At 57.4% G+C, this 12,550-nt stretch carries 11 protein-coding genes; 2 read left to right on the top strand and 9 right to left on the bottom strand.

Annotated elements, in window-relative coordinates; genetic code table 11:
- The first annotated feature begins 156 nt into the window (after positions 1–156).
- A complete protein-coding gene (locus AC27VJ_RS08090) occupies positions 157–1,206 on the top strand; it encodes a phosphotransferase (RefSeq protein ID WP_488683574.1) in 1,050 nt (349 codons plus the stop codon).
- A 3-nt stretch (positions 1,207–1,209) separates the two neighbouring features.
- Positions 1,210–2,520 carry an aspartate aminotransferase family protein gene (locus AC27VJ_RS08085; RefSeq protein ID WP_488683573.1) on the top strand — a complete coding sequence of 437 codons (1,311 nt, stop codon included), beginning with the start codon at positions 1,210–1,212 and terminating at the stop codon, positions 2,518–2,520.
- Between the two features lie 23 nt (positions 2,521–2,543).
- Here the strand turns inward: AC27VJ_RS08085 and AC27VJ_RS08080 are convergent, their stop codons facing one another.
- The 9 genes from AC27VJ_RS08080 to AC27VJ_RS08040 form a co-directional block, all read right to left on the bottom strand.
- Positions 2,544–3,185 (bottom strand): amino acid ABC transporter permease, encoded by a 642-nt coding sequence (locus AC27VJ_RS08080; protein ID WP_488683572.1) that lies wholly within the window; start codon positions 3,183–3,185, stop codon positions 2,544–2,546.
- 9 nt (positions 3,186–3,194) lie between these two features.
- Positions 3,195–3,863 carry an amino acid ABC transporter permease gene (locus AC27VJ_RS08075; RefSeq protein WP_488683571.1) on the bottom strand — a complete coding sequence of 223 codons (669 nt, stop codon included), beginning with the start codon at positions 3,861–3,863 and terminating at the stop codon, positions 3,195–3,197.
- Positions 3,860–4,336 (bottom strand): type II 3-dehydroquinate dehydratase, encoded by a 477-nt coding sequence (locus AC27VJ_RS08070; RefSeq protein WP_488683570.1) that lies wholly within the window; start codon positions 4,334–4,336, stop codon positions 3,860–3,862. Before AC27VJ_RS08070 ends, AC27VJ_RS08075 begins: the two co-directional genes overlap by 4 nt.
- Positions 4,337–4,441: 105 nt before the next feature.
- Positions 4,442–5,272, bottom strand: coding sequence for a transporter substrate-binding domain-containing protein (locus AC27VJ_RS08065; RefSeq protein WP_488683569.1), 831 nt, complete (start codon positions 5,270–5,272; stop codon positions 4,442–4,444).
- Positions 5,273–5,549: 277 nt separating this feature from the next.
- Entirely contained in the window at positions 5,550–6,224 is a 675-nt protein-coding gene (locus AC27VJ_RS08060; RefSeq protein WP_488683568.1) for a GntR family transcriptional regulator, read from the bottom strand.
- Positions 6,225–6,254: 30 nt separating this feature from the next.
- On the bottom strand, positions 6,255–6,923 hold the full coding sequence (locus AC27VJ_RS08055) for a GntR family transcriptional regulator (protein ID WP_488683567.1): 669 nt from the start codon (positions 6,921–6,923) through the stop codon (positions 6,255–6,257).
- Between the two features lie 175 nt (positions 6,924–7,098).
- Positions 7,099–10,293: an efflux RND transporter permease subunit gene (locus AC27VJ_RS08050; RefSeq protein ID WP_488683566.1), complete on the bottom strand. Its 3,195-nt coding sequence runs from the start codon at positions 10,291–10,293 to the stop codon at positions 7,099–7,101.
- A 127-nt stretch (positions 10,294–10,420) separates the two neighbouring features.
- Positions 10,421–11,611: an efflux RND transporter periplasmic adaptor subunit gene (locus AC27VJ_RS08045; RefSeq protein ID WP_488683565.1), complete on the bottom strand. Its 1,191-nt coding sequence runs from the start codon at positions 11,609–11,611 to the stop codon at positions 10,421–10,423.
- 50 nt (positions 11,612–11,661) lie between these two features.
- The gene (locus tag AC27VJ_RS08040) at positions 11,662–12,459 is read right to left on the bottom strand and encodes an alpha/beta hydrolase fold domain-containing protein (protein WP_488683564.1); all 798 of its coding nucleotides are present in this window, start codon (positions 12,457–12,459) and stop codon (positions 11,662–11,664) included.
- Positions 12,460–12,550: the final 91 nt, after the last annotated feature.

Raw genomic sequence — 12,550 nt, 5'->3', positions numbered from 1 at the left:
TGATATTTGATGCATCTTTTCTTGCGTGATGCAAGCTTCGTTTGCTAATGTTCTCACAGAGTGATCGGGAATGCATCGGTCTGCTGCTGCAAAACATGATTTTTTGGCAGCAAAGGCCTTGGGGAGATGCGGGCAACCGCGCGCAATGGAGGACGCATGACGGAGCCATCGGCTGCTACCAAAAAACCGGACTCCATGTTGGCCACATGGAATGTGACATCGCTTGGCGAAGCCGAGGCTGCCGTCCAGCGTGTTTATGGATTTACCGGCACCGTGAAGCGGCTTTCCAGCGAGCGCGATGAAACCTTTCTTTTTACGCGCGACGATGCGACGGAATTTGTTCTCAAAATCGCCAATCCCGCAGAAGACCCCGTTGCGCTGGATTTTCAGGATGGCGCGTTGCTGCATCTGGCCTCGGCAGCACCAAATGTTCCCGTGCCGCGACTTGTCCTGACGAATGACGGTGAGTGCAGCCACGCGCTGGACACTCAGGACGGCCCACGGATCATGCGTTTGCTGACATTTCTCCGCGGTGAATTGCAGTACCGTACGCAAAGCTGCGAAGTGCAGAGCCGCAATGTCGGCCGGGCGCTGGCTGAACTGGGTATCGGTCTGGAAGATTACGATGGACGCCCGCCTGTCGGAAAGCTGATGTGGGACATTTCCCACACGCTCGATCTGACAGGGGTCATTGACCATGTCGCGCCGGAGCGTCGCGCACGGGTGGAGGCGATCCTTCGTGAATTCGAGAGCGCCCTGCCTGCTATTCAGGGGCTCGCGCGTCGCCAGATCATCCATAACGACTTTAACCCGCACAACATTCTGCTCAACCCGGCAAAACAGACCGAGGTCGCGGGTATCATCGATTTCGGCGATATGGTGTACGCACCGCTCGTCAATGATCTTGCCGTGGCGCTCTCCTATCATCTGGCAACAGACAACTGGGCTGCGCGAACCGGCGCTTTCCTCGACGGCTATCGCTCGGCGCGCACGCTTGAGCCTGCTGAACTGGAGCTTCTGCCCGTGCTAACCCGGGCGCGGCTGGCCATGTCGATCATCATCGCGGAATGGCGCTCGGCGCGGGTGCCGGAGAATGCCAGCTATATCATGCGCAACCACGCTTCTGCCTGGCAGGGCATCCTCAACATTTCCGATTTAACACCGGCACGGCTGAAAACGCTCGTGCCCAACCTTTCCGAGGCTTGAATCATGTCTATGGTAAATGCTTTCTCGCGCGAAGATTTTGACCGGTTGGATGAGACGGAACGTGCGCTCATTGCCCGTCGGGAAAAGGTGCTGGGTCCAGCCTACCGGCTGTTTTACGAAAAGCCATTGCATCTGGTGCGTGGTGAAGGTGTGTTTCTCTACGACAGCGCCGGGGAGAAATATCTCGACGCCTATAACAATGTCGCGTCGCTCGGACATTGCCATCCGCGCGTCGTGGAAGCGATTACAAAGCAGACCGCTATTCTCAACACCCACACGCGTTATCTGCATGAAGGCATCGTGGATTATGCCGAAGCTCTGACGGCGACGTTTCCAGACGCGCTCAGCCAGGCCATGTTTACCTGCACTGGCAGCGAGGCCAACGATCTTGCCGTGCGCATCGCCCGCTTCGTCACCGGCGGCACCGGCATCATTGCCACCGAACTTGCCTATCACGGCCTGACGAGTGCGACGGCGGAGTTTTCCCCCTCGCTCGGTGAATCCGTCACGCTTGGTCCGCATGTCCGCACGATCCCGGCGCCAGACAGCTACCGGAATTCACCGGAAGAGGTGATGGAAAAGTTCGGGCGGGATGTGTGCGCCGCAATCGCGGACCTGAAACGTCACGGCATTAAGCCAGCCATGTTGATCACCGATACGATCTTTTCGAGCGACGGAATTTTTGCCGGGCCAAAGGGCTTCCTGAAGCCAGCTGTGGACGCAATTCACGAAGCGGGCGGTCTTTTCATAGCCGACGAAGTACAGCCGGGCTTTGGTCGCACCGGCGAAACCATGTGGGGTTTCGAACGGCATGGCGTTGCTCCTGATATGGTGACGATCGGCAAGCCCATGGGCAACGGTTATCCCATCGCGGGCATCGTTCTGCGCCCGGAAGTCATTGCCGACTTCGGCCCGCGTGCCAGATACTTTAATACCTTCGGTGGCAATCCGGTAGCTGCTGCCGCAGGCAAGGCCGTTCTGGATACGATCCGCATTGAAGGCCTTCAGCAGAACGCGCTCGAGGTTGGACGCTACCTGGTGGATGGTTTGAAAAGCCTCTCCCACCCGGCAATCGGGGATGTGCGCGGCTCGGGCCTGTTCATCGGCGTCGAGATTGTCGGTGACGCTTCAACCAAGTGCCCGGATGCGGCTCTGACAACCCGCATCGTCAACGGTCTGCGCGACCGCCGCATCCTTATCAGCGCCTCCGGCCCCAATGCTAACATTCTGAAAATCCGGCCACCGCTGGTTTTCTCGCGCGAAAATGCCGATCTTCTGGTGGATACGCTTGGTGCCGTTTTAAAGGCGGTCTGATTGGAGGCTGCGACGGCGCGCATTCAGCGTGTTGTCGCCGCAAACTTCCGTTCAAGATGTGCACCGAAAATCGTCAGCGGGCAGCACATCACGAAGTACAGTGCGCCGACGATGCTGAAGACCGTCAGGGGCTCGAATATCTGGTTGGAGATGATGTTGCCTGCTCGCGTCAGTTCGGTGAAGCCGACGATGGATGCCAGCGACGTTCCCTTGATCAGCTGCACCAGAAAACCCACGGTTGCGGGAAGCGAGATGCGGATGGCCTGGGGCAGGACCACATCTTTTGTGCGGTGATAATAGCGGAGGCTTAGCGCTTTCGCGGCTTCGATCTGGCCTCTCGGCACGGCCTCGATGGAGCCGCGCCAGATTTCGCCCAGATATGCGCTGGCATGGAGCGTGAGGCCAATCGCCACCGCGACCCAGGCATCCAGCCGGAAGCCGATAAGAGCAAGGCCATAATAGACCACGAAAAGCTGCATCAAAAGCGGCGTGCCCTGAAACACAGCGATATAGCCGGATGTCAGTTTCTCCAGCACAATAATGCCCGATGTTCTGGCCAGTGCAACCAGCAGGCCCGCGATGCAGCCGCAGACGAAGCCTACAGCAGATAGGGCAACGGTCCATTTCAGCCCAATCAGCAGGAAGACAAATTCATCGTAACCCATGACCAGCTCCTACTTGACGGGATAGGCGAAGTAGCGCGCCGAAAAGAGTGAAAAGAGGCGCATCATCATCCACGACATCACCAGATAGAGGGCCGTGATGGTGAAATAGATCTCGAAGCTTCGGAAACTTTCGGATTCGATCCGCTGGGAAACAGAGGTCAGCTCGTAGGCGGAGATTGCCGAGGCGATGCTGGTAGACAGTGTCAGAAGAACGAACTGGCTTGTCAGCGATGGATAGATGGCGCGAAGGGCGGGCTTGAGAATGATCAGGCGGAAAACCTGCGCCTTGTGCAGGCCAAGCGCCAGACCAGCCTCCATCTGCCCCTTCGATATTGACTGGACGCCACCGCGGATGATCTCGATTGCGTAGGCTCCGCCATTGATGCCGAGCGCAATGATGGCGGTGGGTGTCGGGTCGAGGCGGACACCGGCGAGTGGCAGTGCAAAATAGATGAAAAAGATTTGCACCAGAAACGGCGTGTTACGGATCAACTCCACGAAGCCGATGACGAGCCAGCGGAAGGCTTTGAACCGGGAGTCGCGTAACGCCACCCCGCCAATGCCAATGATGATGGCGAGAACCATGCCGCACAAGGCAAGCGTAAAAGTGCCGAGGCAGGCCGATAGCAGGCTCGGCAAACCGTCGATGACGGGCGTGAAATCCAGCTGGTAATTCATGACGCTTCTCTGGTTCGCTCGGTAGAAGGTGCGGCTTTGTTGACCATGCCAGCCATGGCTTCCACGGCCAGTTCGTAACCCGCCGCTCCAAAGCCGATCATGATGGCCGTGGCGACGCGGGAAATGAGAGAATTGTGGTAGATGCTCTCGCGGGCGTGGACATTGGAAATATGAAGCTCGATCTTCGGCGGATCGAATGTCTTCAGTGCGTCGAGAAGCGCAATCGAGGTGAAGGTGTAACCGGCAGGGTTGATGATGATGCCGCAGGCCTCATTGCGCGCCTGATGGACGCTCTCGACCAATTCGCCCTCGAAATTTGTCTGGCGAAATTCGACATTGAAACCGAGCGTTTGAGCCTTGGCAATGCACCGCTCCTTGATGTCCAGCAGCGTCGTCGTGCCGTAGATGGACGGCTCGCGCTGTCCCAAGAGGTTGAGATTTGGTCCGTTCAAGATGAAGATGGTTTGGCTCATGGTCATACTCTTGGACTAGTTCCGAGATGATCTCGCAAGCATGAGAAGGGTGCCGGTGGACATCAGGCGATGTCCACCGTTTCTGTCAGCAAGGCCGACCGAAGTTTACTTTGCGACGAAAGAAATGCCTTCAAGGCTTTCGGGGAATTCCGGCACGGGGACCTTCATCCACTTGTCGTAGACCGTCTTCAACTCACCATTTGCCTTGATCTTGTCGATGAAGGTGTTGAGAGCGGCGTTGATTTCCTTTTCTCCAAGACGCGTGCAGGCGCCGTTGTAGAGCTTCTGGAACTCGAGCTTGTTTTCGAACTCGCCCGGACGAGCCTTCTCAACCCGGTCCATGTAGAAAATGTTGCCGCCCAGCGCCTGAACCTGACCGGAGGCCAGAGCCTGAACACTCGCAGCATCGCCGTCATATCGGCGGATTGTTGCGGTCGAAGGAGCGTTCTTCGTTACCTGCGTATCCTGCGCAGCGCCCTTTGCAACGGATATCGTCAGGTTCGCCATGTCCTCATTGGTCTTGATCGACATGGATTTGGGGCCAATCAGTACGATGGCATTTGCGACGTAAGGCTTGCTGAACTGTACGGCTTTGGCGCGATCCGGCAGCATGGCCATGGTTGCAAAAAGCAGATCGACGCGGCCACTTGTCAGCGCGGGAATGCGGTTGTTCACTTCCAGCGGAACGAATTCCACCGCTACACCCAGTTCCTTGGCGAACAGCGTGGCGATGTCTGCATCAAGCCCGTCCTGCTTTCCGGCGCTGGTCACAAATCCCCATGGCGGATTGTCGCCCTGGATGCCGACAATGAGTTTACCCCTGGCCTTGATCTCGTCAGGCGTGATGGCCGCTGCCGGCTGCGCGAGGCCGAGGCCCGCTGATAGGATGGCTGCGCCAAGCATAAGGTGCCGACGAGTCAACTTCGATCTGATCATGATATTTCCTCCTCCTGTAACGGCGGCCGTGAAACGACCGTGCAGCTATTCCTCACCTTTGACTGCTGGAAGGCATGGTTGCAGAGAGCGAAACATAAATCAACAGAGTTTTTTAAAAACATATGATGATAATAAATATAACGACTAAAAATAATTTCTTATGTTTTTGCTTTTTGCTGTGAGCGCTTTGCACAGGCAAACGACGACCGTCACGAGGGCGATCGTTTCAGTCCTGATTTCGAAATAAGGGATATGGAAGTGGCAACCGCGAGGGCGATTACGGAATAAACCCGCTTTGCAAAACGTGATCGACGCCGCTCTTTATGTGCTTGCGCACGATTGCTTTGGCACCCTCGACGTCCTTTTTGAGCGCCGCTTCGAATAGCAATTTGTGGTCATCGACCACGGCGGGGCCTCTGAACGTTCTTGCAAATAGATGATAACGCAAAAACCGGTCGAATACAGAGGACAGGGTTGCCATCAACGTTACGGAGTTGCAGGCGGAAACGATGGCCTGATGAAATTCCCAATCATATCGCACCCAATCAATCGTGCGTGAGACGTCGCCCGTCAGAAGTTTGCGTTCTGCGGTCGCTAGTTTGTGGTGAGCGGCGACGATGCGGCCTTCCCATTCAAGGTCGCCCTCCGTAAACGCCAAGCCGATGGCGTGTGTTTCCAGAACGATGCGCAGGTCTGCCAACTCTTCGAGTTCTTTTCGCGATACGGGACTGACTTCAAAACCGCGCTGACCCTCCGCGACAACGAGATTTTCCATGGCTAGGCGACTCAGAATCTCCCGCAGCGAGGAGATGCTGATTTGATAATGTTCCTTGGCCTGTTCCAGCTTGATCTTAGAGCCGGGTGGCAAATGGCCCGAAATGATGTCCTGGCGGATTTGCCGAAAGACGATGTCACCAACGGTCTCGGCTGGGGGATGGCTCTGTTTCAACATTGGGTTTCCTGCTCTTTCTCGCAGCGTTTTTCAGCCGAGCTTGCCACACGCCAAGGCGTGTTCCATGCCGCTTTGAATGTGCATCGTCAGGACTTTTTTCGCGGTCTTTTCGTCGCGCGCCAATGCGGCATCCAGTAGCTGCTGGTGTTCCGCGGAAGCGACGTTCCCGCGGTAGGACTGCGTCACCATCTGATAGCGCAGATATTTGTCGAAGACGTTGGAATGTGTTTCCATCAGCAGATTAGAGCCACAGGCAGAGATCAGCGACTGGTGGAATTCCCGGTCATAACGCTTCCAGTCCTCTGCACTGTCCTCGTCGTTTGAGGTCATCACGTCTTCCATGCGCGTCAGTTTGTAATGCGCAGAGACAACCCGTGCTTCCCATTCTGTGTCGCCATCGGCAATGGATTGAGACAGGGCATGGGTTTCCAGCAGCAATCTCAGGGCTGCAATTTCCTTGAGATCGCTTGCCGATACCGGCGCAACCTCGAAACCCCGCTGACCTTCAGCCAATACAAATCCGTCGGCAGAAAGACGGTTCAGGATTTCTCTGAGTGTGCTGATGCTTGTGCCATAAGCGTCTTTGAGACTGTCCAGCTTTAACTTCTGGCCGGGGTGTAATCTATCAAAGATGATGTCCGAACGTATCCGTCGATAGCTGCTCTCCGCAACGGTCTCATTCGACAAGGTTTGGAGCATTCATGCGACTCTCTGAGATTTTCCCTAATGTCAGATATATCGATGATTGGATAACAATCAAGATGATCAGCTCCAACTGGAGGCGGGCCTTGTGAGCTTGTCGCTTAGTGCGCAGTATAAAGCCGCAGGACGATTATCCTGCGGCTTCTATTTGTCTGAGGTGGAGATCAGCTCGTCAGACGGCCTTATCCATCTTGTAGTCCGTATTCGCTGCTTCCTCCGGCTTGTGCTGGATCAGCGGACGGTTGCCTGAGAGCTTGCGCACCAGTACATAGAACACCGGCGTCATGAAGATGCCGAAGATCGTAACGCCGATCATCCCGGAGAACACCGCTATACCCATGGCCGAGCGCATTTCTGCACCGGCGCCGGTGGAGATTACCAGTGGCACCACGCCCATGATGAAGGCGAGCGATGTCATCAGGATAGGCCGCAGACGAAGACGGCTTGCCTCGATGGCGGCGGCAACGGGAGAGCGGCCTTCGAACTCCAGTTCCCGGGCGAATTCCACGATCAGGATCGCGTTCTTTGCCGACAGACCCACAAGGACGATGAGGCCGATCTGGGTGAAGATGTTGTTGTCGCCTCCTGTCAACCAGACACCGGTCATGGCAGCCAACACACCCATGGGTACAATCATGATGATGGCAAGCGGCAGGGTCAGGCTTTCATATTGCGCAGCCAGCACCAGATAAACCAGCAGCAGAGCCAGCGGGAAGACGAGCAGGCCCGAGCTTCCGGCGAGGATTTGCTGGTAGGTCAAATCCGTCCATTCAAAGGAGATGCCGGATGGCAGGGTTTCGGCAGCGATCCGCTCGATGGCAGCTTGCGCCTCGCCCGATGAAAAGCCCGGAGCCGGACCACCATTGATATCAGCGGCCAGGAAGCCATTGTATCGGGTCGTGCGTTCCGGTCCTGTCGTGGCATCCACCTTCAGCAAAGCCGAGAGCGGTATCATCTGGCCGTTGGACGAGCGCACCTTCAACTGACCGATATCTTCCGCATGGGCGCGGAATTTCGCATCTGCCTGCACCCGCACACTGTAGGTGCGGCCAAAGGCGTTGAAGTCGTTGACGTAAAGCGAGCCGAGATAGATCTGCAGCGTTTCGAACACGTCGGTGACAGATACTCCAAGCTGTTCAGCCTTTGCGCGATCAAGATCGGCATAGAGCTGCGGCACGTTGATCTGGAAGCTGGAGAACAGTCCCGCCAGTTCCGGCGCCTGATAGGCTTTGGCAAGGAACGCCTTGGTGACTTCGTCCAGAGATTGATAGCCGAAGCCTGCGCGGTCCTCGATCTGCATCTTGAAACCACCCGTCGTGCCGAGGCCGTTGACCGGTGGTGGCGGAAACATGGCGATGAAGGCATCCTGAACCGCACCGAATTTCTGGTTGAGCGCCATGGCAATGGCACCGCCGGAGAGTTCAGGTGTTGTCCGCTCTTCGAAGGGGCTGAGGCCAACGAAGACGACACCAGCGTTGGAGCTGTTGGTGAAGCCGTTGATGGACAGGCCCGGGAAAGCAATCGCATGTTCGACGCCCGGCTGCTGCATGGCGATATCGCTCATGCGCTTGATGACGTCTTCGGTGCGATCAAGACTGGCGGCATCCGGCAATTGGGCAAAGCCGATCAGATATTGCTTGTCCTGTGCAGGCACGAAACCACCCGGCACCGCACTGAACATGCCGTAGGTCGCACCGGCCAGAACCACATACACGAACATCACGATGCTCTTGCGGTTCAGCAACCCACCCACGCTCTTGCCATAACCATTCGAGGCTGCACCGAAGGCACGGTTGAAGCCGCGGAAGAACTTTCCGAACACCTTGTCCATGCCTCGCGTCAGCCAATCCTTCGGCGCGTCGTGGCCTTTCAGCAGCAGCGCTGCCAGAGCTGGCGACAGGGTCAGCGAGTTGATGGCCGAAATCACCGTCGAGATGGCAATCGTCAGCGCGAACTGGCGATAGAACTGTCCCGACAGACCGGAGATAAAGGCTAGCGGCACGAACACGGCGACAAGCACCAGTGCGATGGCGATGATCGGGCCGGACACTTCCTTCATGGCGCGGTAGGTCGCGTCACGCGGAGACAGGCCGTTCTCGATGTTTCGCTCGACGTTTTCGACCACCACGATGGCATCGTCCACGACGATACCGATGGCCAGCACAAGCCCGAAGAGACTAAGCGCGTTGATCGAGAAGCCGAAGACATACATCACCGCGAACGTACCGATGATGGATACGGGCACGGCAATCAGCGGTATGATCGAGGCACGCCATGTCTGGAGGAACAGGATGACGACGATGACGACGAGCGCGATAGCTTCGAGCAGCGTGTCGATGACCTTGTCGATGGAAGCGCGCACGAACTGGGTTGTATCGTAGACGATCTCGTATTTCACCCCATCAGGCATTGCCTTTTGCAGGTCCTGCATTGTGGCAGCTACCTGGTCGGAAATGGTGATGGCGTTGGAGCCGGGAGCCTGGAAGACGGGAATGGCAACGGCAGACTCGCCATCCAGCAGAGAGCGCAGCGCATAATCCGCCGCACCGAGTTCGACGCGCGCAACGTCACGCAGGCGAGTGATTTCGCCATTCGTGCCGCTCTTTACGATGATATTGCCGAATTCTTCCGGCGTGGAAAGACGGCCCTGCGCATTGACGTTGAGCTGAAGGTCGATGCCGTTGAGGCTTGGTGAAGCACCGATGGTACCAGCGGCGGCCTGCACGTTCTGCTCGCGAATGGCGTTGCTGATATCGGCGGCAGCCAGATTGTGTTCGGCAGCTTTTTGCGGATCGATCCAGACGCGCATGGAGTAGTCACCTGCACCGAATATCTGCACCTGTCCCACACCTTCAATGCGAGCCAGACGGTCCTTGATGTTGAGGACCGCGTAGTTGCGCAGATAGGTCAGGTCGTATTTGTTGCCGGGTGAAACCAGATGCACGACCATCATCAGGTCGGGAGAGCTTTTGACGGTGGAAACGCCGAGGCTTCTGACTTCCGCGGGCAGACGTGGCTCGGCCTGCGAGACGCGGTTTTGCACCAGCTGCTGGGCTTTGTCCGGGTCGGTGCCGAGCTTAAACGTCACCGTCAGCGTCATGACGCCATCGGATGTCGCCTGGCTGGACATGTAGAGCATGTCCTCGACGCCGTTGATCTGTTCTTCAAGCGGCGTTGCCACCGTTTCGGCGATAACCTTGGGGTTAGCACCGGGATAGGTGGCGCGCACGACGATGGATGGTGGCACGACTTCCGGATATTCAGAAATCGGCAGGGCGCGCATGCCGATAAGGCCCGCGACGACGATTAGAACCGATAGCACGCCAGCGAAAACCGGCCGGTCCACAAAAAATCTGGAGATGTTCATAGCAAAGGCCCTCTCGCCTCCGGGTGGAATTTGGATGCAGAAAACCGCTCCGGTGACATTGGGCCACCGGCGGATCGCTCTTCTGTTGGATTATGCTGGCGGGCCTTCAGGGGCCCGCCATGAATGTTTACTGCGAGGTCGCGACCTTTTCTTCGGTCTGCGGGGCAACGATTGCGCCAGGGCGAATACGCTGAAGACCGTTGACGACGATCTTGTCTCCGGCGGCAAGGCCGCTTTCGACAACGCGTAGGCCATCAGCCGCTGGGCCGGGCTTGATCTGGCGATAATTCACCTTGTTCTCGCCATCCACCACAAAGACGAACTTCTTGTCCTGATCCGTGCCGATGGCACGGTCGGTGATGACGATGCGGTTTTCCGACTTCGGCTCGCCCATGCGGACACGCACGAACTGGCCGGGGATCAAATGCCCATCCGCATTGGCGAACACGGCCCGCACCCCGATCGTGCCGCTTGCGCTATCGACCTGATTGTCGATGAGGTGCAAGGTGCCCTTGATCGGCGTGCCTTCATCAGCCAGCGTTCCCACCTCGACCGGGATCTGCTCCAGAGCCTGAAGCGCACCGTCCGAGACGGGAAGCTGCGACAGAGCCTTTGCGACCATTTCTTCGCTGGCATTGAAGCTGGCATAGATCGGATCGACAGAGACCAGCGTGGTCAGTGCGGGCGATGAAGAGCCAGCAGCAACGAGGTTGCCAACGGTGATATCAAGTTTGCCGACGCGACCCGAGACAGGGGCGCGTAGTTCCGTATAGCCCAGATCAAGCTGCGCCGTCGTCAGGGCTGCGCGTGCTGCCCGCAACTGTGCTTCCGCATCGGCAACGTTGCTCTGGCGCTGGTCCAGATCGCTTTGCGAAATGGTGCGGTTGTCTGACAGTCTGCGACCGCGCTCCAGTTCGGTTCTGGCAAGACCGACCTTGGCTTCGGCAGAGGCAACCTGCGCTTCAGCACCGGCAACGGTTGCCTGATAGGGCGCGGGGTCGATGGTGAACAGGGCGTCACCCGCCTTCACCAAAGCACCTTCACGAAAATGGACGGCCTGGATCTGGCCAGCCACGCGTGAGCGGATCTGGACCCGCTCGACGGCTTCCAGACGACCGGAAAATTGTTCCCAATGGGTGACGTCACGGCTTTCGACAACGGCAACCGTCACAGGGATGGCTGGCGTTTCCGCCGGGCCGGATGCGGCTACCGCACCGGTGGTCATTGGAAACTCGAATAGGAATGCCGCCGCTGCAACGGACACAGCAAGGCCTATACCGGCGCCCGCCAGGGCCCGGCGCTTGTTCTTCAGCGTCATGGGTATCTCCTTGGCTCCATCCGGAGCCGATCAGTTACTGTAAATAAATGCTAATGCTTCAGGTCTTGAACGAAATCCGCAAACTCGGTGCAAACAGCGGAAAGCCATTTGCCACCTTCACCGCGATAAAGCCCTGTCCAGCCGGAACCGACAGGGAAAACATGCTGCCGAACCTGAACTCCCGCCTCACTCAAACGACCAGCGTAATTCACGGTCTCGTCGCGCAGAGGGTCGTCCTCGGCTGTAAATATCAGCGCCGGTGCCACGCGGTTCAGCCGCGTACAGTGGCAGGGTGCCGCGTAGGGGTGGGCAAATCCGCAGGCCTTTGCCAGATAATGGCTCCAGCCTTCCGCCCAGCGCTGCCGCATGCCAATCTTGTCGGCGTCCCGAAAAGACGTCGTCGCCATCAGCGGGTCTATCATCGGCGAGAGCAAAATCTGCCCCGCCAGCTTTCCCGGCATCCGATCCCTTGCTTTGAGCGCAAGACCGGCCGCAACATTTCCGCCCGCCTCTTCACCCGCCACAAACAGCAGCGATTTCGCGCTGCCATATTGCTTGCGATGGTTGCTCAGGCAGTCCAGCGCATCGAATGCACAATCGATCACCGCTGGAAACTCGTTGCAGGACGTCGTGCTGTAATCAGCCTCGATGACCACAGCGCCGTTATCGGCAAGCGCTCGGGCAACCGGTAATTCCGGACACTGACCGCCTTTTTCCAAGAACGAGCCGCCCCGCAGATAAAGCACCAGCGGCGGCGTCCGGTTTTCGCCAGCACCCTTGTAAACACGAACGGACAGAGGCGGCTGTGCCGCTCCGCTGCTCTCAATCGTGTGCCACTGCGTGTTCATCTTGTTTCCTTCGGAGGCCGTTAAAGGCGGCCTCTTGCAGCAATTTCTAAAACAGATATTATTGTTCGGGAGAAATTGCACAAGCATGCAA

This window comes from Agrobacterium sp. 20P9.1.2 (assembly GCF_057799395.1).
The sequence above is the reverse complement of the archived record's forward strand: the minus strand, read 5'-3'. Positions and strand labels throughout refer to the sequence as shown.

What these genes read in the sequence shown, in the direction of transcription:
- AC27VJ_RS08065 (WP_488683569.1), bottom strand. Translation starts at nt 5,272, where the DNA reads ATGATCAGATCGAAGTTGACTCGTCGGCACCTTATGCTTGGCGCAGCC.
- AC27VJ_RS08080 (WP_488683572.1), bottom strand. Translation starts at nt 3,185, where the DNA reads ATGGGTTACGATGAATTTGTCTTCCTGCTGATTGGGCTGAAATGGACC.
- AC27VJ_RS08090 (WP_488683574.1), top strand. Translation starts at nt 157, where the DNA reads ATGACGGAGCCATCGGCTGCTACCAAAAAACCGGACTCCATGTTGGCC.
- AC27VJ_RS08050 (WP_488683566.1), bottom strand. Translation starts at nt 10,293, where the DNA reads ATGAACATCTCCAGATTTTTTGTGGACCGGCCGGTTTTCGCTGGCGTG.
- AC27VJ_RS08045 (WP_488683565.1), bottom strand. Translation starts at nt 11,611, where the DNA reads ATGACGCTGAAGAACAAGCGCCGGGCCCTGGCGGGCGCCGGTATAGGC.
- AC27VJ_RS08060 (WP_488683568.1), bottom strand. Translation starts at nt 6,224, where the DNA reads ATGTTGAAACAGAGCCATCCCCCAGCCGAGACCGTTGGTGACATCGTC.
- AC27VJ_RS08075 (WP_488683571.1), bottom strand. Translation starts at nt 3,863, where the DNA reads ATGAATTACCAGCTGGATTTCACGCCCGTCATCGACGGTTTGCCGAGC.
- AC27VJ_RS08040 (WP_488683564.1), bottom strand. Translation starts at nt 12,459, where the DNA reads ATGAACACGCAGTGGCACACGATTGAGAGCAGCGGAGCGGCACAGCCG.
- AC27VJ_RS08070 (WP_488683570.1), bottom strand. Translation starts at nt 4,336, where the DNA reads ATGAGCCAAACCATCTTCATCTTGAACGGACCAAATCTCAACCTCTTG.
- AC27VJ_RS08085 (WP_488683573.1), top strand. Translation starts at nt 1,210, where the DNA reads ATGTCTATGGTAAATGCTTTCTCGCGCGAAGATTTTGACCGGTTGGAT.
- AC27VJ_RS08055 (WP_488683567.1), bottom strand. Translation starts at nt 6,923, where the DNA reads ATGCTCCAAACCTTGTCGAATGAGACCGTTGCGGAGAGCAGCTATCGA.